We start from the raw sequence: 25,383 nt of genomic DNA, 5'->3' as shown, positions 1-25,383 counted from the left end.
CATGAATGCGTCTTTCGTACATCTGCGCCTGCACACAGAGTTTTCATTATCAGACAGTGTAGTGCGCATTGGCGGCCTGATTGGCCGGCTAAAAGAGCTGGGCATGCCCGCTTGCGGTATTACCGATCTCACCAACTTCTATGGCCTGATCAAGTTCTACAGCAAGTGCGAGGGCGCGGGCATCAAACCCATTGTGGGGGCCGATTTTCATCTGGCCGATGACGAGGGCAACACCACTTTGCTCACGCTGCTGGCAATGAACGGTGAAGGCTACAAAAACATCACCGAGCTGATATCCAAGGCATGGCAGCATGGCCAGCATCACGGCGTGGCGAAAGTTCAGCGCGCCTGGGTGAGCGCGCATGCAGGCGGCACCATTGCGCTTTCCGGCGGGCGCCTGGGCGATGTGGGCAAAGCGTTGCTGGGTGGGCGCGCGGCACAGGCTGCACAGTTGTTGCAGGCTTGGCAGCGGGATTTTCCCAACCGATTCTATTTGGAGCTTACGCGTACCGGCCGTGAAAACGAGGAAGATTACCTGCACCAGGCCGTGGCTCTTGCCACCCAGTACCAGTGCCCGGTAGTAGCCACCAACGATGTGCGCTTTTTACACAGCGACGAATTTGAAGTGCACGAGGCCCGCGTGTGCATCGGCGAGGGCCGCGCCCTGGATGATCCGCGCCGCGAGCGCCGCTACAGTGATGAGCAATACCTGCGCTCGGGCGAAGAGATGGCAGAGCTGTTTGCAGATATTCCCGAAGCGCTGGCCAACTCCGTTGAAATCGCCAAGCGCTGCAACGTGGATATTCAGCTAGGCACCTACTTCCTGCCAGACTACCCCATCCCAGAAGACTTTGAGCAGGGCGAAATATTCGAGCTTTACTCGCGCGAATTTATGCGCAGTGAAGCGGTAAATGCCATGGCCGAAAAATGGGCCGGCAAAGAAGATACCCCCGAGTATGCCGAGGCCTTGCGGGTAAATTTCTTCTTTCAAAAAATTACCTACGAGGGCTTGGAGTGGCGCCTTGCGCGCATACTCGATCAAGCAGATCCCCAGTACGCCAACAAGAAGCAACTGTTTGTAGACAGGCTCAAATTTGAGCTGGATATCATCATGCAAATGGGGTTCCCGGGCTACTTCCTGATTGTGATGGACTTCATCCAGTGGGCCAAAGATAACGGCATTCCCGTAGGGCCCGGGCGCGGTTCTGGTGCCGGTTCGCTGGTGGCCTACGCGCAAAAAATTACCGATCTCGACCCACTTGAATACGATTTGCTGTTCGAGCGATTTTTGAACCCGGAGCGGGTTTCCATGCCCGACTTCGACGTGGATTTCTGCATGGAAAACCGCGATAAGGTGATCAGCTATGTGGCCGATAAATACGGCCGCGACGCCGTAAGCCAGATCATCACCTTCGGTACTATGGCGGCCAAGGCCGTGGTGCGCGATGTGGCGCGCGTGCTGGGTAAAAGTTATGGCCTGGCCGATAAACTTTCAAAAATGATTCCGCCCACACCGGGTATGACCTTGAAGCAAGCCCTTGAAGAAGAGCCGCTGCTTACAGAGTTTTTAAGCAGCGATGCCGAGGGCCAGGAAATCTGGGAGATGGCGGTGAAGCTTGAAGGCCTCACCCGCAACGTGGGCAAGCACGCAGGTGGCGTGGTTATCGCGCCCACCAAGCTCACCGATTTTGCGCCATTGTATTGCGATGAAGAAGGCGGCGGCCTGGTTACCCAGTTCGATAAAAACGATGTGGAATCGGCAGGGCTTGTGAAGTTCGACTTCCTGGGTTTGCGCACGCTCACCATCATCGATTGGGCGGTTAAAATGATCGACCGCGATCGCAAGTTAACCGGTGAGCCGCCGCTCGATATTTCAGCCCTGCCGCTGGATGACGAGCCCACCTTCAAGCTGCTTAAGCGCGCCGAAACCACCGCGGTGTTCCAGCTGGAATCGCGCGGCATGAAAGATCTGATCAAGCGCCTGCAGCCGGATAATCTGGAAGACATGATCGCACTGGTGGCCCTGTTCCGGCCGGGGCCTCTGCAATCTGGCATGGTAGACGACTTCATCAACCGTAAGCACGGGCGCGCCAAGGTGGCCTACCCGGATGCCACCTACCAGCACGAATCTCTCAAGCCGATTTTGGAGCCCACCTACGGGGTAATTGTTTACCAGGAACAGGTAATGCAAATCGCCCAGGTGCTGGCCGGTTATACCCTCGGCGGCGCCGACATGTTGCGCCGGGCCATGGGTAAGAAAAAGCCTGAAGAAATGGCCAAGCAGCGCTCAACCTTTGAGCAGGGGGCCGCAAGCCAGGGCATAGATCCAGACTTGGCCATGAAAATTTTCGACCTGGTGGAAAAGTTCGCCGGTTACGGTTTTAACAAATCCCACTCGGCCGCCTACGCGCTGGTGTCTTACCAGACTGCATGGCTAAAAGCCCACTACCCGGCGCACTTTATGGCCGCCACCATGTCGTCAGACATGGATAAAACCGACAAGGTGGTAACCTTCATTGAAGAGTGCCGCGAGATGGGCCTCACGCTCTTGCCGCCCGATGTTAACAGCGGCGAATTCATGTTTAACGTGAACCCGGAAGGCCACATTGTGTACGGTTTGGGCGCCATCAAAGGGTTGGGCGAAGGCCCGGTTGATAACATCATTGCCGCGCGCAACGAGGGTGGGCCCTTTACCAGCCTGTTCGATTTCTGTGCCCGCATCGATCCGCGCAAGGTGAACAAGCGCGCACTGGAAGCGCTGGTGCGCTCGGGCGCCTTCGACTCCATTGGCCCGAACCAGAATCTGGATTACGACCGCGCGGTGCTCATGGCCGCCATTGGCGAGGCCGTAAAAGCCGCCGAGCAAAGCCACGCCAATGCCAGCGCCGGTATGATGGATTTATTCGGCGAAGTGGTGCCCACCGCCACCGAGGCCAATGGCGATGTGTACAGCGAATTCAGCCAGGTCAGAAGCCTCACCATGCGCGAGCGGCTCGATGGCGAGCGCGATACCCTGGGCCTGTACCTCACCGGCCACCCCATTGATGAATACCACCGCGAGCTTAAGTACCTGGTATCAAACCGCATTGCCGATTTAAAGCCCGAGAAATCCAACCAGCGCATTGCAGGCCTGGTGGTTGCCATGCGCGCCATGAAAACCAAACGCGGCGACACCATGGCCTTTGTGTCGCTCGATGACCGCTCCGGGCGCATTGAAGTGGCGCTGTTTGCCGACACCTACGCCAACTACCGCGACAAAGTCGTAAAAGATGCGCTGCTCGTGATTGAGGGCCAGGTAAGCCACGACGACTACTCAGGCCAGCTGAAGGTGCGCGCCGATGCCGTGCACGATCTCGCTGAGGCGCGCGCGAACATGGCCAAGGGCGTGCACATGGAATGGCACCCGGGTGAGGTACACGAGCGCCAGCTGGCACAGCTTGAACAGCTGCTCAATCAGCACCGCGGCGGCAATTGCCCGGTAACAGTGGATTTCCGCACTGAGCAGGGCCGCGGGCGCGTACACCTTGGCCCGGAGTGGCAGGTGAATGCCTCTGAGGCGCTGTTGAGCGAGTTGCGCGATATGTTTGGCACAGAGCGCGTGCGCATGGTGTACTAATGGCAAGCGCAAACGGGTATTTTTCAAACGGATGTTTAATTTTTATTGGCTGTAACCCTAGGCATTTCTGACAAAACACCTATGGATTCAAGCCGAAAATGTGCGCATGAAGGGTGACTCCGCATCGCCTTTCGCGTATCTTTAGCGGCATTTTTACGCCCCCTTTTGCAGGGGTAACCAGCGCGGGCGCAAGCCCCCAAAACCAAGAATTGGCGAACATGAACCTGAATTATCTGGATTTTGAACAGCCCATCGCGGTGTTAGAGGCCAAAATAGAAGAGCTGCGCCTTGTGGGCTCTGATAACGACCTCAACATCACTGAAGAAATCAGCAAGCTGCAAGACAAGAGCAAAAAGCTCACTGCCAGCATTTATTCGGATTTAAGCCCCTGGCAGGTAGTGCAGGTTGCCCGCCATCCACAGCGCCCCTACAGCTCTGATTACATCAAGCGCATCTTCACCGATTGGGACGAACTGCACGGCGATCGTCACTTCGGCGACGACCACGCCATCATCGGCGGTGTCGCCCGTTTAGACGGCAAGCCGGTAATGGTAATTGGCGAAGAGAAGGGCCGCTCTGTGCCTGAAAAGGTAATGCGCAACTTCGGTATGCCAAAGCCCGAAGGCTACCGCAAAGCCTTGCGCCTGATGGAAATGGCCGAGCGCTTCAAAATGCCGGTACTCACCTTGATAGATACCCCCGGTGCCTACCCGGGTATCGACAGTGAAGAGCGCGGCATCAGTGAAGCCATCGCCCAAAACCTGGCGGTTATGTCGCGCCTGCGCACGCCCATCATCTGCACCGTGATTGGTGAGGGTTCTTCCGGTGGCGCGCTGGCCATTGGTGTGGGCGATCAGCTCAACATGCTGCAATACTCCACCTATTTTGTGATCAGCCCCGAAGGCTGCGCCAACATCATCTGGAAAACCGTAGAAAAAGCGCCCGATGCCGCCAAGGCCATGGGTGTTACCTCAACGGTACTGGAAGAGTTGGGCATAGTGGATGAAACCATCCCCGAGCCATTAGGCGGCGCGCACCGCAACATCGATGAAATGTGCATGAACCTGCAGGGCAAACTGATGGAACAGGTAGATCGCCTGAGCGCCCTCTCCATTGATGAGTTGCTGGAGAAGCGCTACAAGCGCTTGATGAGTTACGGGAATTAATGCGTTAGTTAGTTTGTGAAAAAGGCCGCGAATGCGGCCTTTGTTGTTTTTGGGGACTGGATTAGGATGTTGTGCTCGATCGATTAATTCACGCCGCATCTTTCCCCGCTGTATCTCTTTGTCTGGTTTGGATCCTTGAATTCGCTTGTTCATTTTCTTTTTATACGAAAGGGTTGGAGCCTAATTTAATTCCCTAATGAGCAATAAATTTCGCAACAAGGAAATATTACTTGTAGCTACCAATTCTGCGGCTATGGCACCCCCTTGCGCAGCGGTGAACGGAAGCCTAGTTAAGCACGGCAAATGGCCATGGAAGGCCATTTGAGCGGCGTCCGCCAAGGATGGCGGTTGTCGCGACCTGGTTAATTGGGCTGGAGTGAGCGAACCCGAAGGGTCGATAAAGGGGCCGATAAAGGGGCCGGAGTGAATTACCTCTGTTCAATCTAAAGCGAGGTCCCAATAACACCTATCTAGTTCAAGACCTTCGGCGCAAGAAGGTTGGTTGAAGGTGGCGCTACAGTGGGATGTGGGATGTAAAGATGCCAGAGGATAGTAGACCTGTTGCCAACTACAGAAACCTCCAGATAAATGACCTGGAGGTACTATTTATAGAAGTTCAGGCTTGCAGATGCTTGCAGGATTTGCCGGGTAAATTTAACTGACGGCTAACTCCTTTTGGGGCAGGCAGACACAAGAGTGGCTGCCAAGTTTACGCCGCTTGGTTATCGGCGTTTTTCGCCTTCCTTGGCAGGTTTCGCGTCCCTTATTTCAGATTGCTGCTTCAGTAACTGCGCTTCTTTTTGCTCTTTGGTGAGCTTCGCATCCTGCTGCGGCTTGGGTTGCTGTTTCGTTTCAGTTTTCATGTTTATACCTGTTGGGGAGTACATCCATGTACTATAAAAAGTAAATCCCTATACCTTTAATAGCCTCCAGAGACATGCAATGACCTGGGGGAGATTTGAACCCAGTTCAGTTCAACTGAGCTCAACTACCATACTGACAGGATCTGCCTCCTGTCTCCGTCTTGTAGCGCACATAGTCTCCTGATAAAGGTGATAAAGGGGCCGGAGTGAATTACCCCTTGCCTAAGGCCTGCTAGCCCGTCTCTGTGATTACGCTTTACCCTTCGCAGGCCAAGGCCGCCCCGGTTTCAGTTGGCCTACCTTTTGATTTGTAGCTGCTTCAAGTTCAGCTTTAAAGCGATCGTCCCCCATGGGGTAGTTGTGTTGAATGCAATCTCTGAGGCTGTGGAGTTGGTCTGCCGGGATTTGGTGTTTGAATAATTCGCGGTAGTTGTGTTGCCTTTCGCTGCAGGTCTTGCCCAGAGCCAAATATGCAGGGTGGGGCTGAATGCAGGCAATTTTCTTGTTGCCACCGTTGGCGTGAAAGCTAGACCAGCGGTGGTCCCCTGGGTGTTTTACCATGCCGGCTCTTACTGGGTTAAGTTCGATATAGCGTTGGCAAGTTAATAGATAGCGTTCGCTGCAAATGGCGCTGGATTTGTGGCGGCCCTCCCAAAGAGTGCCGGTACGGCGATACCTTTGATTGATGGTTTTGACATAGGTTCGGCCAACCGCCTGCATTACCTTTGAGATGCCTTGGGCATCTGCCGGAGTCATGAGTAGGTGTACGTGGTTGGTCATCAAAACATAGGCATGCAGCCTTACGTTGAATTCATCGAGCGCGGTGTGCAAGGTATTGATGTAGTGGCCGAAGTCATCAGACGCGAAGAAGCAGGCTGAACGGTTGTTGCCTCTTTGGACGATATGATAGGGGATGTTGGGCGCATAAAATCGGGGTTTTCTAGGCATTGTCCATCCTTGGTCTTTGGCTAGTGGGGGTATGGTAGCATAGCCTTTGGCCTTGTAATTCACTCCGACCCCTTTAAAAAGGAATGCAGATGCCACCGCTTGAAATGTTAATTGCCTTTACTCTGGCTGCACTGGTGATGAACTTGTCGCCAGGCCCCTCGAATTTGTATGTGATGGCGCGGGCTATTGGCCAGGGGGTGCGCGGTGGTCTGGCGGCCACGGCTGGTTTGGCGGTGGGCGGGCTGGTGCATGTGCTGGCAGCGGTGGCAGGTTTGTCGGCGATATTCACGCATTCGCCCACGCTTTATACATTGGTGAAATTGGCGGGCGCGGGCTATTTGGTGTATTTGGGCATCAATTATTGGCGTGCGGCAAGGGCTGAAAATATTGCCCAGCCGCAACCTGGTGCTGAGGCCTCCGCTGGCGGTAAACCTTTAATTGCCGTATTTAAAGAAAGTATTTTGGTGGAGGTGACCAACCCGAAAACGGCGCTGTTTTTTCTGGCCTTGTTGCCGCAATTTGTGGCGCCAGAGGCGGGGCCTGTGTGGACGCAGCTGTTGGTGCTGGGGTTAATTGTGACAGCGTCTGCCGTGCCTTGCGATATTTTGGTGGCGGTGTCTGCCAGTAAAGTGTCTGACTGGTTGTTAACGCACCGCCATGCGCCGCGTATTCAGGCGCGGGTTTCCGGCTCAATTCTGGTGACCATGGGCGTTGCCATTGCGGGCAATGAAGCCGTGAGCCTGGCTAAATAACCTGCCCTGCAAGTGCACGCAGGGCAGGCGCGCTAGGCATCTTTTTCGTTCGTGGCATCTATAGGTTTAAAGCGTTCGGCAATGGTTTCTATGTAGGCGTCTTCTTGGGCTGCATCTAGCGGGGCAGTTTCTTCACCTGCCTGTAGGTGGGCGTCTGCCAGCGGCAGGGTGATGGTAAATTCCACGCCGCTAACGTCGAGCGGGGTGAATGCCAGGCTGCAGCGGCCGTTGGCTTGTGGTTGATAGCGCAGTAACCAGCGCGGCGGGTGGCGCAAAGCCGGCTCGTAAAATGCACTCGGCGTATCGCCAGCCTTATATGACATGCTGTGGGTTTGGCCATTGCTGAGGGCGGTAACTTCTACACTGATTACCGGCCGCATAAATGCCCAGCGCAGGTGCGGTTGAATGGGCAGGGCATCGGTTTCATTGGCAGCCTCCGATTTGCTGGCGCAAGTGAGCTGGCCGTTGGTGCAATTTACCGCAACCACTTCTGTTTGTATTTCATTGCCTTCAAGGCCCGCGCCTTGCACTTCTATTCTGAGGGAATATTGGTCTGCACCATTGGCAATGTTACGGTGGTGAATCTCGCCTTCAAAGCCTGCCACAATTTGTTTCACAAAATACAGGCCTAACCCCTTGCCGTGTACCTGATCTTCTGTGCGCGTGCTAAACCCCAACTGGTAAATTTGCAACGCATGCTGTTCGGGAATGTGCGGGCCGCTGTTGTATACCGTCAGCTCGGCACGGTTATTAAGTTTACTTAGCCTCAGCAATATTTTTTGTGGTGCCTGTGCGTGCTCACTTGAATCTGCATCTGCTTGCGCTGCACGCTGTTGGAAGTAGAGCGCGTTTTTTACAAGGTTTTCCAGTGCCAATACCAGATGGTTTTCATTGCCTAGCAGCTCGCATTCGGGCTCAGCAAACACCTGAAAACTATTGTTGCCAAAGTAAATGTGTGACTTGTGGGAGTTGAGTTCACAAAATGCGCCATGCAGATGGGTGTGCAGGGCGCGGAATACGGCATTGTGTGCAAAAAACGTGGGCTCAATGGGCAGCTCGCCCGTGGGGTTTAGCTGCTTTTGGTAGTAGTACTCTTCGCAGTCGCACAGGTGATTGTTGATGTGCAGGGCCATGTTGTCTGCGGTGGATAAATCCAGTAAATCCCAAAGGTAGCCCAGGCTTGCCAGGGCTTCGGTGTACTGGGTGTTATTGGGGTGTTGCCGTGTGCCAGCTACCAGCGCTTGTTGAATTTTGTCGTAACTGATTATGCCGTTATGGCGCACTTCTGCGGCAATGCCTTTAAAGTGTAAATATTTTTCATCGTATTCAATGTATTCCAGTAAGCGGTCGCCAATAAACGCTTTGAGCTTGTCCGTTTGGCTTGAGTGGCGCTGCGCCTTTTGCTGTAACTGCCGCTTGCTTTGCTTTAGCTGCACAAGCTGTTGTGCGAGCTGGCTCAGTTGTGCGTTTACCTTGTTGCAACGGCGGCTGAAGTGGTGGCGCTCTATCAACCAAACTAAGGCCGCAATTGCCAGCGCAGCGGCAGGCCAGGGGTGGGCAAGGGCCGCCGTGCGAATGCCCGCGGCACTAAGCTCAGGCTGATAAAGCGCGGCCAGCGTAAAAAGCCCTGCCAAAACTAACAGGCTTGCGCCAACGCCCGGTGCTTTTAGGCGCGGGTTTTGGGGTATGTGGGAGTCTGTCACGGGCGAACCTCCTTAGGGTGTAATCCAGGCATAGGCGCCTTGATCACCGGTGGTGACAATGCCTTTGCCCGCTTTGCACAGTGCCGTGAATTGGCCGTTGTTGGCCTCGGCATGTTCAAAGGCTGCGCGCAAAGTGCGGATATGTTGGCGGTAATTGGCGGCGGAAAACTTTTCCGGGTCTGCATCTAGGGCTTCAGCCATGGCGAGCGTTGAAACCGCGCGCGGGCTTACCTCGGCCAGGTGCTTCAGGATTTTTCTGGGCGTGGGGGGCAGTGCACGCTTGGGGTTGGCGGGGTTCATGAGTTTTTGGCCGTGCCAGTACACCTCCCAGGTGTGCAGGTCGATGGTGAGTGGCCCGCGTGTTAAGGCGTTTTGGGCGCGTGCATGGGTGAGATTGCGTTGGCGCAAGATGGCTTTGATGCGCCAGCACAATACCTCTTCTACGTTGCGTTGGTGTTTGGCAATGAAATCGAGCGCGCCTGTGTGTTCGAAGGCTGCCGCCTCAATGTTGGTGCCCGCGTGTTCAGATAAATAAATCACGGGCAGGCTTGGCCACTTTCTGGCAAGCGCCTGGGCCACATTCACGCCCGCGTTATCGTTGCCGTTCATGTTGGCATCAAGCAAGGCAATGTCGGGCGCGGTGGGGGTTTGGGCGATGTATTGCTTGGCGGCATCGGCCAGGTGAAATACCGCCACCTCGTTAATGGAGCCATCGAGCTCGGCCGCCTTGAGTACGGGCAAAAATCGCTCAACCCAGTGACTTTGATCTTCAATCCAGAATATGCGCGCCATAGTGTGATGCGTGTCTCAGTTTGTGAGTGCAAGGCCTGGGCCTTGGTTTTTTCTCACGGATTTTTCACAGCGCCTTTTTATAACCGTTACAAGGCGCCTGTTTATGCAGGCAATAGGTTTTGTATAACACTTTGTGGGAGACAGCAAATGGCGAGCGACTTGTTTGTGATCTGGCCCGGCGAACCGGCATTGAACCTGGCCCTGTGGCTGGTGATTGTGGTGGTTCTCATGTACTTGGGGCGCGATGCGTCACATCAACTGTTAAATCAAACGGGGCGGGCGGTGTACCGGGCTATGCGGCTGGCGGCGTGCGGTTTGCGCGGTTGGGCGCAAACGCTTAAGGCCCGCAACCAGGCCATATTGCAAAGCGCGGGCGAGGCAGAGCTGCGCCGGGTGATTGAGCGCGAATTTGTGCGCGTTAACGACATCATTGCGCGCGACCTGGGCCATTACCCCACCTTGCACCGGCAGGTGAGCGATACCGTGACCCGGCTAGAGCAAGATTACAATCGCGCCATCGATACGCCGCCATCACCGCCGGCCTGGCTGGAGGTGGTGAGCACGGTGGCGGCCATTCCCCGCAACGGCGACCCGGCGGCCATTAAAATTCTGGATCAAATACAACGCACGCTGGAGGGCGCACACCGCGAAACCCTGGATGCCTATGTAAAGGCCAGCCGCAAATCGCACAAGCTACTGGGTGCCATGCAGCCCCAGTGGCGCTCGGTGAGTGAAAACCTCAATCAGGTTAAGCACAACGTAGAAAGCCTGGATGCGCGCGCGGCAGTGATTGATGCACATATGGCCGAGTATCAAGCCATTCGCAACTCCAGTGAGGCGGCTATGTCCAAGCTGACAAGCTCGTCGCTCACGCAATTTTTCATTTCCGGGCTGGTGCTGATCATCGCCGTGATGGGTGGGCTGATTAACTTTCAGTTGATCGCCATGCCTATGTCGGAAATGGTGGGTGGCACCAGTTATATCGGCGCCATGAAAACCTCAGACATTGCCGCGCTGGTAATTATTCTGGTGGAAATTGCCATGGGTTTATTTCTATTGGAATCGCTGCGTATTACCCACATGTTTCCCATTATTGGGGCCATGGACGATCGTGTGCGATGCCGCATGGTGTGGGTGACCTTGATCATCCTTACCATTCTAGCCACGGTTGAAGCGTCTTTGGCCTATATGCGTGATTTGCTGGCCCTGGATCGAGAAGCCCTTACCCAAACCCTTGCCGGTGCGAGCGTGGTGGAGGCCAATTTCCGTTGGATACCTTCCCTTGGCCAAATGGTGATGGGGTTTATCTTGCCCTTTGCCCTGGCGTTCGTGGCGATTCCGCTGGAGTCTTTCATTCATGCTTTGCGCACGGTGCTGGGGTTATTTGCCCAGGGCGTGTTGTCGGTATTGGCAGTGTGCGCGCGATTGGTGGGCGCGCTTGTGCAACACAGCTTTCGGGTGCTGGTGCACGCCTATGACTTGATCATTATGGTGCCCTTGAGCATAGAGCGAATGGTAAAACCCGCGCCGCAAAAACCGGTGGCCACCCCTGAACTTGCCTGGCAAAAAGAGGAGACTCACTCATGAAACATTTAACGCTGTGCCTTGTGTGTTGTTGCGCATTGATAGCCGGTGGTTGTTCGCAAAAAGTGGCCGAACAACGGGCTGTGTACCTACTGCTGGATACCTCAGGTACCTACACAGAAGAGCTCAACAAAGCGCAGAATATTTTGAACTACCTGCTCGCCACCTTAGACAGCGGCGATTCCCTCGCGGTGGCGCGCATTGATAGCGGAAGCTTCAGTGAAAAAGACATTATTGCAAAAGTCACACTCGATGAGCGCCCGAGCCAGGCCAATCAGCAAAAGCGCGCCTTCAAGCAGCGTATGGATGAGTATGTGAAAAGCGTGACGCGCGGAAGCCGCAATACCGATATCACCGGCGGGCTGATTCAAGCCAGTGAGTATTTAAACGAAACCGGTGCAGCCGAGCAGTATGTGCTGATTTTTTCAGATCTTGAGGAAGACCTGGCCAAGGGTCATATTCGCAATTTTCCCATCGCGCTTGCGGGTATCAATGTGGTGGCCTTAAACGTCACCAAGTTGGGCAGCGATAACCTGGACCCACGGGATTATTTAAAGCGCCTGGCGCGCTGGCAGGAGCGGGTGGTTACCGGTGGTGGCCACTGGCAGGTGATTAATGATCTTGAGCGTTTGGATCAACTCATTGCCAGCCGGTAATTGCGCGGCAAAAGTTTATGGGTTTTGTTCTGAGTGTGTGGCTGCAGGCTTGAGGTTAACCCGGTGGGGAGCGTAGCGGTTAATCACCTCCCCAATGGCGCCGCGCGCGTGCAGGGCCTGATACGCCTGGGAAAGCTGCGCGGCACTTACCGGCGACTTGGGTGAGACTGCGCTCACCACCTGGTATTCAATGCCCCAGCTGGTAACCAGGTGAAAGCGATTGGCCACGCCTTGTTTCTGCAGGAAATACTCAATCAAAATATTCGAGCCCAGCAGGGCATCTATGCGGCCTTGCGCCAAGCGCTTGAAATTGGCCTCTATGTCTTTGGCATCGTCTCTGAGGATCGTTTCATTGTAGGGCGCATCGGAAAGGCCCGGGTAGTAGTAGCCAAGAATGGTGCCAATGCGCTTACCCACTAAATCATCCAGCGAGTGAACGGCAAAGGTGGCCTGGCGACGTTGTACCAGCAGGTCGTACTCGGTAATGAGTGGGCTTGTCCAGTGCAATGCGCTGGGGTTTGCCACCCAGCTTGGGTGCGCCAGAGGCATTACATGGCCCTTGCCCTGGGCGAGGAAGAGCTCCATGCGCCGGCGCGGCACGCGCAGGTAGCTGACCGGCCGTTTTAGCTCGCTGCTGATGAGTTGGCCCAAATCATAGTAAACCCCGCCCACCACCTGGCCCTCTTGCAGAAACACATAGGGTTCCACCACGTGGCCGCCATACACAAGTACTAGCGGCGCCAAGGGTGTGGCATAGGGGTTGGGGTTGGCCGTCGGGCGAGCAGCCAGTGCCAGCGTTGGCAGCAGGGTGATAAGCAGTAACAGCGTGCGCATCAACGAAAGCCCCGGTAGCGCCGGGCTGCCCCGTGGGGTAGCTGGCAGGAGCTTTCAGTATAGCAGCGGGCTCGCGAGCCGCGTTTAGGCGGCGCTCTTGATGCAGGCCGCGGGTGGGCGCTGGTCGAAGCGTTTTTCGAGGTATTCGATAATGTCGTTAGATTCAAACAGCCAACGCACCTGTTCGCCCTCTTGCACGCGCAGGCAAGGGGCTTTTACGCGCCCTGTGGCCTTTTCAAGCTCGGCGCGAAAGGGTGAGCCCTCGTTGATATTGCGCGTTTGCATGGGCAGGTTCAGCCGGCGCAGGGCCCGGCGGGTTTTTATGCAAAACGGGCAGGCGTAAAACTGGTAGAGCGCCATGTGTGCCAGTTGGGCGTTCACCTTGGTTTGCTCGGGTTTAGAGCGCTTGAGCGGGGTGGGGCGGGTGAGGTAGTCGACAAGAATGATGATGCGGCCTAGGCCTTCACGGAGCAATTTCAGAATAATTCGCATAGTCTCGCTTAGCTTTGTCGTTGAGGCATGGGGTAAAATGGCGCGCATTATAGGCCATTGTGGCGCAAGAATTAACGCTTAATCTGCGCCTGTTTGGTTAAATATTCATCGGAATTTCACACATAGGGGGCTGTAATGCCTAAAGCCTGTGCCAGGCACATCCTGGTAAAGACCAAAGCCGAAGCCGAGCGCCTGAAACAGCAACTTGCCCAAGGGGCCGATTTCGGTCAACTGGCTAAAAAACACTCAACTTGCCCCTCGGGCAAAAATGGGGGCGACCTGGGTGAGTTCAGGCCCGGGCAAATGGTGAAGGCGTTTGATCAGGTGGTGTTTAAAAAGCCGGTGCTGGTGGTGCATGGCCCGGTGAAAACCCAGTTCGGTTTTCATTTGATTGAAACCATTTATCGCGATGACTGAGTATCGTCTGCGCCACCTGGGGCCATCGCTAGATAAATGGTTTAAAGGCTGTGAAGCTGGCAGCCCAAGGGTGTGGGCTGCGCGTTGAGCGTTAGATTTCTAAAAAGCTTTTACCTTGTTTCTTGGCCACTTTTGCCGCCTTTTTCTCTTTGGGCGTTAACAATGGCTTTTTCTTGGCGTTCTTAGTGCTTTTTAACTCTTTACTCATGTTCGACTCCTAGGGCCTGGCCCATCAACGGAAGACGTAGGGGGGGTACAGGGAGCCGGCGCCGTTGCCGTATCCGCGTGTACCTGTGGCTGAAGTTAGGCCTTTATTAGGCGCTTGTCTAGCGGGCAATGAAAATATTTTTGGCGGCAAAAATAATTGTGTTTACGCCTTATAGATCCAGTGCCGCCAGCGCTTGGGCCGGGTTGGCCGGGCGCGCCGAGGGCTGCTTGGCCAGCATGTTATCAACCAGTGTGGTTACAGCCTCCGGCAGCGCGGGCTCCAGTGTTTTAAGGCTGGGCGGCGCTTGGCTGATGTGCTTGAGCAACACCTGGGTGGTGTCGCCGGTGAAGGGCAGGTTGCCCGAGAGCATTTCATAGAGGGTGACACCCAGTGAATACACATCGCTTAGCCGGCTGACATTTTCACCGGCGGCCTGCTCCGGGCTCATGTAGCCGGGCGAGCCAATCACCATGCCCACCTGGGTGTGTTTGCTGTTATCGCCAATGCGGGCAATGCCGAAGTCTGAAATTTTTGCCTGGCCGCCGGGGTTAAACAAAATGTTTTCCGGTTTGATATCGCGGTGCACTATGCCCTTTGCATGGGCCTGTTGCAGCCCCTCGGCGATTTGCCGGGCAATGCCAAGGGCCTGAGTCAGCGGCAGCTTGCCGCTTGCGTGAATTTTGTGCGCCAGGGTGCCGCCGGTCATCCACTCTACAATCAGCCAGTGGTTGCCGCGGTCTTCAATGAGGTCGTAGACCTGCAAAATATTGGGGTGGTTTAGCTGGGCCAAACTTGTGGCTTCAATTTTAAAGCGCGCAAGCATGGCGGCGTCTTGCTCCAGGTGCCCCAGTAATTTTTTAATGGCCACGGCGCGCTCCAGGCGCAGGTCGAACCCTTGGTACACCATGCCCGCCCCGCCCGAGGCCAAGAGCTTATCCAGCCGGTAGCGCCCGCCAATTGTGCCCAAAGGCTCGGGTGCCAGTGTGGCTTGTGCCTCTGGCCCACGTACCTGGGTGCGCGCCAATGCATCTGCGGGCGTGTGCGGGGCAACTGTGGTTTCGCGCTCGCGCACAGTACGTGGTAAGGCGCCAATCAACAGCAGCAGGGGCAGGGCGAGGCTTAAGTAACCAAGCTGCTTGTAGGTACGCTGTTGGGCGTCGCGACGGGGGTGTTTGTGGCTTACGTTGGGGTTGAATACCTGCACAATGCGCTTGCCCAGAGATTCTTTCGGTGGCGGGTAGTGCCAGTCGGCCAGTTGGCCCGCGAGCCAGCCATTGGCAAACAGCAAATAGGCAGCCACCAGCACAGCTGCAACCTGCGCTGCGCGGGCCTTTAAGAGCCAGGCCTTGCACAGGGGCCAGTTGCCGAGTGCGCCGGGCAAAAGGCGAAAGCCCCGGGCGAGGGTGATGGCGGCGTGTTTGGCGTAGGACGGTTGCGCGGGCATGGGTGAATTAAGGCTTGGTGGTTGCGGGTGTGCAGTTTACCAGAGCATAAGGCCTGCGGGCACGGCCCCGCAGGCTCTGTCTGCATGTGCATTGCTTCGGTTTGCCGGTGCTTTTGAGGGCTGTGGTTTCGGGCCCTTGTTTATGGCTTTGGTTTATGGCTTTGGTTTAGGGCTCTGGTTTAGTGTGCTGGGCCCGCGCAGGTATGGCGGGCCGCCAATCTGTGGGGTTAAAAAGCGCCTGCCGGGCCCGGAAATACCACAGGGCTTTCGGTGCCGTCTTTGCCCACGGCGGCCACGCCGAAGTAGTAGTTATCTATCACAATGTTGTTCAACGTAAATTCATTTACCTTGCCCACATAACGGCTGTGGCGCCACTCGGCATCGGTGGTGAGCCGCCAGTACACCTTGTAGCCGGCAAGTGCTTTGGCAGCCCTACCTTTGGGCTGCGCCCAGCTCAAGTGGGTGTGGGCGCTCACCTGGCCGCTGATTTTAACCTCAGCCGGTGGCGCCGGAGCCCAGGCCAGGGCTGCCAGGGTGACGGCATTGAGGTTGGTGAGCTTGGCGGCATAGGGGAAGTTCACGCCGCTTAAGGTATCGCCGTATGCGGTGCCGTTTTCGGTGCGTAAATCCTGGTGCTGGCGATCGTAGTGCTCCCAGGCTTCCATGATGCGAACGCCGGGGAAGCCTGCCTCGTTAAAGGGGCGGTGATGGCCGCCGCGGCCGAAGCGATCGAGCCTGTAAATCATCATTACACTTAAATTAGGCACATATTGCTCGCCCACTTTCTTGATGTAGCGCGCGAGGTTGCGCGAGGGTGAATCCACTTCGCCGCCGGTAAAACGGCGCAGCTTTGCCTCGGCTTCGGTTTCGGTTGCGCGCGTGCCCTCGGAAAATACCCGCGCGGTGCGGTTGTCTATTACGCCATTAATGCCGCTGATGTTGCCAATCATGTCGTTATTTAACACGGCGGTAATGTGCCACTGCTGAAGCTTTGCGTATTCGGCCAGAATTTTACCGCCATACAGGCCTTGTTCTTCACCGGAAAGCGCGGCGTATACCAGGGTGCCGTTAAAGGTGTACTGGCTTAGAATGCGCGCGGCCTCAAGGGTGCCAGCCACGCCTGAGGCGTTATCGTTGGCGCCCGGGGAGTCGCTTTCGGCGTCCAGCACGTCGCTCACCCGTGAATCAATATCGCCGGCCATGAGCACCACGCGGTTTGGGTCTGACGTGCCCCGTTGAATGGCAATGACGTTCACCACCTCGGTGGGCTCGGGAATACGTGGCCCGCTTACTGTGTCTGCCACGGTGATAACTTCCAGGCAGTTGCCACAGGCTTTGCTGATGCGTTTGAACTCGGCCTCTATCCAGCGCCGGCTGGCGCCAATGCCGCGCTGTTGCGATTGAGTATCCGACAGGGTGTGGCGGGTGCCGAAGCCCACAAGGCGGGTGATGTCGGCTTCTATGCGCGCGGGCTGGGCGGCCTGCCCAATGGTGTAGAGCGCGTGTTTTTCTGCCGGTGGCGCCTGCCACTCGGCGTGGCTGTGCTGGGTGCTGATCAGGCTTAAAAGGCCAAGGCCCGTAAGGCTAAGGGTGCGAAACATAAGCGCTCCTGCGTCGGTTTACGGTTGCGGGAAGCTCTATCCCGCGCCCTAGTGGTGACGAATGGGGCGCGTGTTTCCGCAGCGGGCTATTGGGTAAGCTGGGTGCCGCAAAAGGGGCAGAATTCAATTTCAATGGAACTCAGATTAAGAACCTCGTCTTCGCGGCTGGCGTCGCCGGCGGCTACGTCTTCGGCGGTGGCCAGCCAAAGGCTGAACAATTCCCAATGTTTTTGCGGCTTGCCACCGATTTTTTTCACCCGGTAAATTTTCAGGTGATGGGGGTGAATGTTGTTGGTGCACATGTGCCCCTGGCCGAGTTCCGACTGGCTTTCGCGCTCCAAATCCTGCTTGGTAAAACCGCTCATGGTGTTAGCTCTTGTTGGTTAGCGGGCGAACAATAAATTTTTACCGCGGTGTTCACACACAAAAAATTCGCTGTTGAGGGCCGAGCAATCGGCCAGGCTGAGCTGGCTGATATCGGCCGCGCGCTCTGAAACGGGCAAGCTTGCCTTATCTTTTTTCAAATAGTGAAACAGCTTGGCGAAGCGCTGGCTGAAATCAAGGCCCTTGGCGTGGTAATCGTAAAACAGATAGCTGAAATTGCCAAAGCTTGTGGTAATGCCACCCAGGCCAATGCTGCGCATTTTGGTGAGGTAGGTGGCATAGGCCTGATACAGGTATGCACGCACGGCTTGCTCGTCTTGCAGGTTGCCGTTAAAGGGGGGCAGGGCAAGGGTGTTTTCCGGCCCAAGTGCGCCGGCGCTCAAGTGCCGGTTGTGCAGGTTGCGCTGCAAGCTGAAATGCTGGGCGCCACACACAATGGTGTTGGCGGCAAGCGCACAATTATTGCCTTCAAAGCTTGCTGGTATTGATGCCGTGGCGGCGTGCTTTTGTGGCGGGCGCGGCGTGGCTTGTGGCACGGCCTCGCGAGCGTCGGGTGTACGCGCGCTATTGCCTGCTTGGGCAGGTGCATTGTTTTGCAGGGCAAGGGATTTGCGGGGCGAGCTTGGTTTGGGTTTGCAAAGGTTAATTCCCGCGCGCTCGGCCGGGCGCTTTAACAGCAGCCATTGGGTTTGCTCGTTGTTTTGCGTGAACTCGAAAAACGCCGGCAATTGGCGGCCTTCACCTTGGGCCACCAATTCGCAATAGGTTTGCTGGTAGTAGCCCTTGGCGCTGGCCAGGCAATCGGAAAGGCTGAGTGCGTGGGCTTGACTCCCGAACCCGGCAAGCAGCATTAAGCCTATTGCAAGGCAAAAGCCCGGCGCGCTGCATGCTGTGTGGCTATTAGCTTTATTCGGCTTAGCTTTGTTGGGCATAGCTATTTTCCATTGCGTGTATGCAGGGTTTGCGCACCCGGCGCTCCAGCCACCATGCCACCACAGGTGCAATCAGGTAGACGGCCATAGCGCCTAATAAAATGCCGGTTTTATCCAGTGGTGGGGGCAGCACATAGTTAACGGCCACCAGCGCCAGCAAAACAACCGTAAGGCCTGCATACCAGCCTTTGCCGTGCGTTTGATTGCGCCATAAATAGCCGCCGGCCAGGGCGATTAAGGCCATTTCCAGGCTCATTGCCACAAGGGAGTAATCCCACAGGGCCAGGCCCACCTTCACGCCAGGCCAAATAGGTAGGTCTGGCCTGTGTACGAAGAAATCCAACAACCAGTGCGAGGCCACCACCGCGCCCAAGAGCCATGCAGCGGGCCGGTAAAGCCTGTAGAGGCCCACTACCAGCAGGGCCGCGGCCAGCGACCATAAACCACTGGCCAGCAAACTGTGGGTAAAGGGTTGGAAGATCAACTCTAAAGGGTTGGAGTTAAGGCTTGGGTTGATGGTGAAGCGTTCGATATTAAACGCACAGAGTAAGACCCAAACAATGTCTACCAGTTGTGCGGCAATGAACAGTTGCCACAGGGGCAGTTGCGGTTTTACAGCCTTGGCCGCCAAGGCTGCACTGTAGTGACCAATGAGCATCGGACATCCTTGTGAGTGCAAAGTTAAGCGTAATGCGTGTGTTAATGGGCCACTATACCACAGGCCTTAAACGCCCCTGCGGCCAGCCTCAGGTCTTGCTGGCCTCGTCGCAATTGCCGGGTGGGGCGGGGGCGGCTACCAAATCCGCCGGGTGTAATTGTGCCGAGCGACGGTCGCCCAGCTCTGCCACCAGCATGCCTGCAATAATGGCCGCGGCGCCCGCAAACCCCCAGCCGTCTAATCGTTCGCCCAACCAAAGGGCGCCGGCCAGGTGGGCAAATATGGGTTCAAGGGCAAACACCAGCGCCACCTGGTGGGCGGGCAGGGTGCGCTGGCAGCTGGTTTGCACCCAAAAGCCAAACGCCGTTGACAGGCTGGCCATCCAGAAAAACGCCAGCACTATGTCCAGGCTCAAGAGCGACTGCCAGTGCTCAGCCTGCGTGCTAAACAGGGTTTTGCTCTGGTCTACATCCAGTAGATAAGAGGCCAGCAGGCTATAGGCCGACACCGCCAGCATTTGCACCAGGCTCAGGGTAATGGCGGGCAGGGTGCGGGCATAGTGGCCGGTGAGCACAATGTGGGTGGCAAAGCCTGCGGCACCCAGTAGCACCAGCAGGTCGCCCTTATTGGGGGCAGATGCGGTGCCGCCGGTAAGCAGGTAGAGCCCCAGGGTAGAAAGGGATACCGCCATCCATATGGCGCGCGTCATTTTGGCTTTAAACACCAGCCACGCAAGCAAGGGCACCAGCGGCACGCACAGGCCGGTAATAAAGCCCGCGTTCGAGACACTGGTAAAGCGCAAACCTTCGGTTTGGGCGTAAAAGGCCACAAACAACACAAGCCCCAGGCCAAGCCCCGCACGCCACAGCGCGCCATAGCCCTCAAGGCTTGATCTGGGCCGGGCCTTGCGCGTGGCCAGCCACAAAGGCACCAGGCTCAGCGCGGCCAATGCAAAGCGCAGTGCATTGAGCGATTGGGTGGTGAGCTTGCCCAGCGCATGCTCGGTAACCACAAAGCCGATGCCCCAAATGGCGCACACCAGCACAAGCAAGAGCGTGGCAACAGGGCGAGATTGAATATTCATGTACAAACCTGACAACTGCGAGGGCCGAACTGGCAGCGCCACGGCTGGCCACTACACTTAGTAAGTCGGCAATTTCGAGGCCGGCAGTATACGAGGCCCCGCATGCTCAAAACAGAAAAAGTTGCCATACCGCACCTGAAGGTGGGTATGTTCGTTTCAGCGCTTGATAGGCCCTGGCTTGAAACCCCCTTCCTGATCCAGGGCTTTTTTATTCAAACTGCCGACGACATCGCAAGCCTCGGCCAATATTGCGAGTATGTGTATGTTGATCACAGCGTGCGCCCGCGTTCAGAGGGCCAGGCGCGCACACTGATGGTGAAATCGCAAGCCGAGGCCGTGGCGGCGTTGTTTCCGGGCAAAAGCCTGCACGGCTACAGTGATAGTGGCGGCTGGCATGTGGAGTTGCCGCGCGCGAAAGCCGCACTGGATACCCTGGCCGATACGGTAAAATCGCTGTTGGAGTTTCGTGAAAAGGTGGTGCTTGATTTACCGCGCATTAAAAAAGCGGTAGAGCCCATGATAGAAAGCGTTAGCCGTAACCCAGATGCCTGCCTGTGGCTTGGGCGTATGCGTAAGCTCGATAACTACACCTACCAGCATTCGCTCGGGTGCGCCATCTGGTGTGTGGCGCTGGGCCGGCAACTGGGCCTGCCCAAGAGTGACCTCAGAAGCCTGGCCGTGGGCGGTTTGCTGTTTGATGCAGGCAAACTCAAGATTGATCGCTCGCTGCTGTTGGCGCCCCGGGCGCTCACAGAGGCCGAGCGGCCGCTTATGCAAAAGCATGTGCAAGAAAGCGTAAAAATCATGCGTAAAAGTGGGGTGATCAATCAAGATGTACTGGAGATGGCCGCCTATCACCACGAGCGGGTGGATGGTGAGGGCTACCCCTTTAAATTGGCCGGTAACAGCATTCCGGTATTTGCCCGTATTGCAGCCATCGCCGATTGCTACGATGCCCTCATAAGCCAACGCCCCTATGCCCAAGCCAAAACCCCGGCTGAGGCCATTAAAGTTCTCTACGACGAAAAAGGCAAAGCCTTTCAGCCTGAACTGGTTGAAGAGTTTATTCAGGCCGTGGGTATATACCCGGCCGGCTCGCTGGTGGAATTGTCGTCAGGCGAGGTAGCGGTAGTGGTGGCCGAGTACCGGTCGCGGCGGCTGCGGCCACAGGTGATTGTGGTGCTGGATGAAAATAAAGAGGCGCTGATTGAGCTGAAAATTCTCGATTTAATGCAGCAGACCCACACCGCTGATGGCAAGCCGCTGGAAATTCTTGGCAGCCTGGAGGCAGGCGCCTTCGGGATAGATCTCTCGTCAATCGAGTTATAGCCATGGCGCACCCGGTTCCTGCCATCAACCGCCAGGCCTTTATTGCCGCCCTTGAAGAGTTTATTAGTCAAGAGGCGCTGCAAACCGGTGTGTTGTTGGTGGATTTAAATAATCTGACCGATATCAACCTGCAAACCGGATACGCAGCAGGCGATGCTGTTATTCACGCCTGCCTTGCGCGCTTACAGGCACTCTCCAAAATGCCGAATACGTTTTTTCGCATTGGCAGCCATCACTTTGCGTTTATTGTGCCGCGTATTTCCAATCCGTCGCTCATGTCGCTTGCCATTCACAAAATCAAACAGCAACTGGGCGAGCCGGTGGCTGTGGGTAAAGACCAGGTGCAGCCCGATGTGCAGGTGGGGCTGGCCTTTGGCCCGCCAGAGGCGGCCAACGCCTATTTGTTGCTAAAGCGTGCAGAGCGTTCGTTAATTGATTCGCGCCGCGGCAAGCCCTACCGGTTTGATGTGATCGACGATCAAAAAGAATCAGAAGATCAAACCTTGCTGGCCAAGGCCTTTAAAAAGGCACTGTTTGGCAATGAATTTGAACTCTACTATCAGCCGAAAAAAAACCTTAAAACCGGCAAGGTAGATAGGGTAGAGGCACTGCTGCGCTGGGAGCTAAAAGGCCGTGGATTTATAGCCCCCGATCAAGTTGTGTTACTGGCTGAACAGTTGGGCGAAAGCTACACATTAACCAAATGGGTGGTTGGCACTGCGGTGCGACAAATGCGCCAGTGGCTTGGCCAGTGGAATTTGGGAGTGGCGGTAAATATTCAGGCAGGCCTTGTGAACGACCCAAACCTCACCCACCTGGTGCAGGATGCGCTGAGTATCTGGGGCCTTGACAGCGAATACCTCACCCTTGAAATTACCGAATCTGCAATTATTGAAGACATGCACTCGGGCCTTGAAAATTTAATGCGCTTAAAGCAGGCCGGCATTGCGTTATCTATAGATGACTTCGGCACTGGCTACTCTTCGCTTTCCTATTTTAAAAATATTCCTGCCAGCGAATTAAAGATTGATCGCTGCTTTGTAAGAGATATGCTGGTTAACGAGCAAGACAAGCACATCGTTAAGATTATTATTGATATCGCCCAGCTTTTTGGCCTGCAAGTGGTGGCAGAGGGCGTAGAGGATGGCGAAACCTTGCAATACCTGGCCGAGCTCGGCTGCGACTACGCGCAGGGCTACTTTATTGCCAAACCATTATCTGTAGCGGATTTTGAAATATGGATTAAACATAACGCGGGTTAACGCTTGTTAAATTTCAAGTGTGCGCTACTAAAAAAATAATAACGGGGGGAGAATGCGTAAGCTGCAGTTTGTGATTATAGGTGGCGGCCATAACGGGTTGGTATGTGCCTGTTACTTGGCTGAGGCCGGGCATTCGGTCACAGTGCTTGAGCGCCGCGAAATAACCGGTGGTGCGGCCGTTACCGAAGAGTTTCACCCGGGTTTTAAAAATTCCACTGCCAGTTACACGGTGAGTTTACTCAACCCCAAAATTATTCACGACCTGCACTTAAAAGCCCATGGCCTGGAAGTAAGGCTCAGGCCGCAGTCAAACTTTTTTCCGCTACCTTCAGGTGAAAGCTTTTCACTAATGGCAGATTTTGAGGCCACCCGCAATGAGGTGGCCCGATTTTCTGCGCACGATGCCGAAGTGCTGAGCGATTTCTACACCATGCTTGAAACCCAGGCTTCGCTATTAAAATCTGAATTGCTGCGCACACCGCCCAACGTGGGCGGCGGCATAACCGACATGCTGCATTTGGGTAAATTTGCACTGGGTTTGCGCTCACTGGCCATGCATGAGCGTCGCGATGCCCTCGATATGTTTACCAAAAGTGCGCAAGATGTATTGGATAGCTGGTTTGAGCATGATGTAGTGAAAGCGGCCTTTGCCTTTGACAGTATAGTGGGCGCCTACGGTGCCCCCAGTACGCCCGGGTCTGCCTATGTGTTGTTGCACCATGTATTTGGCGAAGCCAATGGTGTGCCGGGCGCCTGGGGCCACGCCGTAGGCGGCATGGGCGCCATCACCCAGGCCATGACAAAAGAAGCCCTCGCCCGTGGCGTGCACATTGAAACCGGGGCCGAGGTATCCCAGGTGATAATCAATGGCAATCGCGCTGAGGGTGTGCAGCTTGCCGATGGTCGCGAGTTCAAGGCAGATCACGTGGTGGCCAATGTAGGCCCCAAGCTGCTATTTACGCGGCTAGTGCCCAAGGCGCATTTACCCGTGGAATTTCAGCGCCGCGTGAAAGGTTTTAAGGTGGGCTCGGGCACATTTCGTATGAATGTGGCGCTCTCTGAGCTGCCGGATTTTATTGCAGCACCGGGTACCCACTGCCAGCCCCACCATCAATCGGGTATTATCATAGGCCCTTCAATGGCCTACCTTGAACAGGCCTATCTTGATGCCAGGCAACAGGGCTGGGCGCGGGCGCCCATTATTGAAATGCTGATTCCCTCAACTGTAGATGACAGCCTGGCACCCGAAGGCAAGCATGTGGCCAGCTTATTCTGCCAGCAATTCGCACCGGAGCTGCCATCGGGTGATTCGTGGGATGATCACCGCGAGGCTGCAGCCGCCACGGTTATTGATACGGTGACCCAATATGCACCCAACTTCAAAACCAGCATTTTAGGCACGCAAATTCATTCGCCGCTGGATCTGGAGCGCAAGTTTGGTTTAATGGGGGGCGACATTTTTCACGGTGCACTCACGCTGGATCAGCTGTGGTCTAACCGGCCCTTTATGGGCTATGCCGATTACACCACCCCCGTTTCCGGCTTGTTTATGTGTGGCTCGGGCACGCACCCGGGCGGTGGTGTAACGGGTATACCCGGCCACAATGCCGCCAAAGAAATTTTGAAAAATCACTGCTAGCCAGGCGCAAGGCGCTATATATACTGCGGTGCTCACGCCTGTAACGGAATTTGTTGCGGGCGTTTTCATTTGTAAGCTTAGAGGTAAAAGCCAATGACAATTTCCGTTTCAATCTGGTCAGACATCGCCTGCCCCTGGTGCTTTGTGGGCAAGCAGCGCTTTGAGCGGGCAGCTGCAGAGTTTGCGCGCCAGCACGGGGGAGGGGAGGCTTCTGATCAGGTAACCATAAACTGGCGCGCCTTTGAGTTAGACCCACGCCCCCGCAGCCCAGATTCACGCCCCTATGCCGAACGGCTGGCACAGAAATACGGCCGCTCCGTGGCTGACGCCCAGCAAATGATAGATACCATGGCCACCAATATTGCGCGGGAAGGGGGACAAGCTGATTTCAATCGCATTGTGGTTGCCAACACCTTTGATGCCCACCGGTTGATCCAGTGGGCGGCAACCCTCGATGCAGAGGGTGCAACAGATTCTGCCCAGCACCGGTTGACGGATGCCTTCATGCGTGGCTATTTGGGCGAAGGCCTGGATCTCTCAAGCCAGGCGCAGATGCTAGCAGTAGTGGAGGCTGCCGGTTTGGATCAGGCGGCGGCGCAAGCGGTATTGGCCGGCGACGATTTTGCCGACAAGGTGCGCGAAGATGAAGCGCTGGCACAACACTATGGCATTAGCGGTGTGCCGTTTTTTGTTATTGGGCGCTACGGTATTTCCGGCGCGCAGGAATCGGCCCAACTGCTTGAAGTGCTTAATACCGTGCGCGCAGAGCAGGCAGCGGCGTTAACGGCAAAGGCCGATGAGCCGCCAACAGCCAGTGCCGGGGCGGGCAGTGGTGCTTGTGATATTGACGGCTGTGATGAACCCTCAAACCAAGGTAAGTAACAACAGCAAGGCAAATTTTAATTGAAGGGCAGCAGTAGCATAACCAAGGCCCGCACAGGTGCGACTGCCGTCTTGCCAATCTACAGGCATGGATTTTGGGGCGGAGTTTGTAACCGTCACCCGCATGGGGTTAAGTG

General features: G+C 55.8%; 22 protein-coding genes. 10 read left to right on the top strand and 12 right to left on the bottom strand.

Annotated features, from left to right (window positions below):
• Nucleotide 1 precedes the first annotated feature (1 nt).
• Both dnaE and L1F30_RS11200 read left to right on the top strand, forming a co-directional pair.
• Nucleotides 2-3,616, top strand: coding sequence for a DNA polymerase III subunit alpha (gene dnaE / locus L1F30_RS11205; RefSeq protein WP_253356171.1), 3,615 nt, complete (start codon nt 2-4; stop codon nt 3,614-3,616).
• 218 nt (nt 3,617-3,834) lie between these two features.
• Nucleotides 3,835-4,782 (top strand): acetyl-CoA carboxylase carboxyltransferase subunit alpha, encoded by a 948-nt coding sequence (locus tag L1F30_RS11200; RefSeq protein ID WP_253356170.1) that lies wholly within the window; start codon nt 3,835-3,837, stop codon nt 4,780-4,782.
• A gap of 722 nt (nt 4,783-5,504) precedes the next feature.
• Here the strand turns inward: L1F30_RS11200 and L1F30_RS11195 are convergent.
• Nucleotides 5,505-5,645: a hypothetical protein gene (locus L1F30_RS11195; RefSeq protein ID WP_253356169.1), complete on the bottom strand. Its 141-nt coding sequence runs from the start codon at nt 5,643-5,645 to the stop codon at nt 5,505-5,507.
• 249 nt (nt 5,646-5,894) lie between these two features.
• Nucleotides 5,895-6,656 carry a transposase gene (locus tag L1F30_RS11190; protein WP_253356168.1) on the bottom strand — a complete coding sequence of 254 codons (762 nt, stop codon included), beginning with the start codon at nt 6,654-6,656 and terminating at the stop codon, nt 5,895-5,897.
• Between the two features lie 26 nt (nt 6,657-6,682).
• Here L1F30_RS11190 and L1F30_RS11185 point away from each other — a divergent pair, with 26 nt between their 5' ends.
• Nucleotides 6,683-7,345 carry a LysE family translocator gene (locus L1F30_RS11185; RefSeq protein ID WP_253356167.1) on the top strand — a complete coding sequence of 221 codons (663 nt, stop codon included), beginning with the start codon at nt 6,683-6,685 and terminating at the stop codon, nt 7,343-7,345.
• Between the two features lie 32 nt (nt 7,346-7,377).
• Here L1F30_RS11185 and L1F30_RS11180 read toward each other — a convergent pair whose 3' ends face one another.
• On the bottom strand, nt 7,378-9,048 hold the full coding sequence (locus tag L1F30_RS11180; protein WP_253356166.1) for an ATP-binding protein: 1,671 nt from the start codon (nt 9,046-9,048) through the stop codon (nt 7,378-7,380).
• 12 nt (nt 9,049-9,060) lie between these two features.
• The gene (locus L1F30_RS11175; RefSeq protein ID WP_253356165.1) at nt 9,061-9,840 is read right to left on the bottom strand and encodes a response regulator transcription factor; all 780 of its coding nucleotides are present in this window, start codon (nt 9,838-9,840) and stop codon (nt 9,061-9,063) included.
• Nucleotides 9,841-9,987: 147 nt separating this feature from the next.
• Between L1F30_RS11175 and L1F30_RS11170 the strand changes: the two genes are divergently transcribed.
• The gene (locus tag L1F30_RS11170) at nt 9,988-11,427 is read left to right on the top strand and encodes a hypothetical protein (RefSeq protein ID WP_253356164.1); all 1,440 of its coding nucleotides are present in this window, start codon (nt 9,988-9,990) and stop codon (nt 11,425-11,427) included.
• Nucleotides 11,424-12,080, top strand: coding sequence for a vWA domain-containing protein (locus tag L1F30_RS11165; RefSeq protein ID WP_253356163.1), 657 nt, complete (start codon nt 11,424-11,426; stop codon nt 12,078-12,080). Before L1F30_RS11170 ends, L1F30_RS11165 begins: the two co-directional genes overlap by 4 nt.
• Nucleotides 12,081-12,095: 15 nt before the next feature.
• Here L1F30_RS11165 and L1F30_RS11160 read toward each other — a convergent pair whose 3' ends face one another.
• Both L1F30_RS11160 and L1F30_RS11155 read right to left on the bottom strand, forming a co-directional pair.
• Complete coding sequence (locus L1F30_RS11160) at nt 12,096-12,914, bottom strand: ABC transporter substrate-binding protein (protein WP_253356162.1); 819 nt, start codon at nt 12,912-12,914, stop codon at nt 12,096-12,098.
• A gap of 84 nt (nt 12,915-12,998) precedes the next feature.
• The gene (locus L1F30_RS11155) at nt 12,999-13,406 is read right to left on the bottom strand and encodes a glutathione S-transferase N-terminal domain-containing protein (protein WP_253356161.1); all 408 of its coding nucleotides are present in this window, start codon (nt 13,404-13,406) and stop codon (nt 12,999-13,001) included.
• 135 nt (nt 13,407-13,541) lie between these two features.
• Here L1F30_RS11155 and L1F30_RS11150 point away from each other — a divergent pair, with 135 nt between their 5' ends.
• Nucleotides 13,542-13,823 carry a peptidylprolyl isomerase gene (locus tag L1F30_RS11150; protein ID WP_253356160.1) on the top strand — a complete coding sequence of 94 codons (282 nt, stop codon included), beginning with the start codon at nt 13,542-13,544 and terminating at the stop codon, nt 13,821-13,823.
• A gap of 377 nt (nt 13,824-14,200) precedes the next feature.
• On the opposite strand, the gene L1F30_RS11145 is transcribed toward L1F30_RS11150, so the two are convergent.
• The 6 genes from L1F30_RS11145 to L1F30_RS11120 form a co-directional block, all read right to left on the bottom strand.
• Nucleotides 14,201-15,475, bottom strand: coding sequence for a serine/threonine-protein kinase (locus tag L1F30_RS11145; RefSeq protein ID WP_253356159.1), 1,275 nt, complete (start codon nt 15,473-15,475; stop codon nt 14,201-14,203).
• A gap of 227 nt (nt 15,476-15,702) precedes the next feature.
• Nucleotides 15,703-17,076 (bottom strand): M28 family metallopeptidase, encoded by a 1,374-nt coding sequence (locus L1F30_RS11140; protein WP_253356158.1) that lies wholly within the window; start codon nt 17,074-17,076, stop codon nt 15,703-15,705.
• Between the two features lie 86 nt (nt 17,077-17,162).
• A complete protein-coding gene (locus L1F30_RS11135) occupies nt 17,163-17,441 on the bottom strand; it encodes a hypothetical protein (protein WP_253356157.1) in 279 nt (92 codons plus the stop codon).
• Nucleotides 17,442-17,459: 18 nt separating this feature from the next.
• Entirely contained in the window at nt 17,460-18,392 is a 933-nt protein-coding gene (locus L1F30_RS11130; RefSeq protein WP_253356156.1) for a hypothetical protein, read from the bottom strand.
• Nucleotides 18,376-19,050 (bottom strand): metal-dependent hydrolase, encoded by a 675-nt coding sequence (locus tag L1F30_RS11125; protein ID WP_253356155.1) that lies wholly within the window; start codon nt 19,048-19,050, stop codon nt 18,376-18,378. Before L1F30_RS11125 ends, L1F30_RS11130 begins: the two co-directional genes overlap by 17 nt.
• 88 nt (nt 19,051-19,138) lie before the next feature.
• Nucleotides 19,139-20,134, bottom strand: coding sequence for a DMT family transporter (locus tag L1F30_RS11120; protein ID WP_253356154.1), 996 nt, complete (start codon nt 20,132-20,134; stop codon nt 19,139-19,141).
• Nucleotides 20,135-20,236: 102 nt separating this feature from the next.
• Between L1F30_RS11120 and L1F30_RS11115 the strand changes: the two genes are divergently transcribed.
• The 4 genes from L1F30_RS11115 to L1F30_RS11100 all read left to right on the top strand — a co-directional run bounded on the left by L1F30_RS11115 (nt 20,237) and on the right by L1F30_RS11100 (nt 25,246).
• Nucleotides 20,237-21,463, top strand: coding sequence for an HD-GYP domain-containing protein (locus tag L1F30_RS11115; protein ID WP_253356153.1), 1,227 nt, complete (start codon nt 20,237-20,239; stop codon nt 21,461-21,463).
• A gap of 2 nt (nt 21,464-21,465) precedes the next feature.
• Nucleotides 21,466-22,725 (top strand): bifunctional diguanylate cyclase/phosphodiesterase, encoded by a 1,260-nt coding sequence (locus L1F30_RS11110; RefSeq protein ID WP_253356152.1) that lies wholly within the window; start codon nt 21,466-21,468, stop codon nt 22,723-22,725.
• 52 nt (nt 22,726-22,777) lie between these two features.
• Nucleotides 22,778-24,364, top strand: coding sequence for an NAD(P)/FAD-dependent oxidoreductase (locus L1F30_RS11105; protein WP_253356151.1), 1,587 nt, complete (start codon nt 22,778-22,780; stop codon nt 24,362-24,364).
• Between the two features lie 93 nt (nt 24,365-24,457).
• Nucleotides 24,458-25,246 carry a DsbA family oxidoreductase gene (locus L1F30_RS11100; protein WP_253356150.1) on the top strand — a complete coding sequence of 263 codons (789 nt, stop codon included), beginning with the start codon at nt 24,458-24,460 and terminating at the stop codon, nt 25,244-25,246.
• Nucleotides 25,247-25,383 lie beyond the last annotated feature (137 nt).

It is taken from the genome of Simiduia sp. 21SJ11W-1, assembly GCF_024138675.1.
Classification (GTDB): Bacteria; Pseudomonadota; Gammaproteobacteria; order Pseudomonadales; family Cellvibrionaceae; genus Simiduia.
This window is presented reverse-complemented; position numbering and strand designations above follow the sequence as displayed.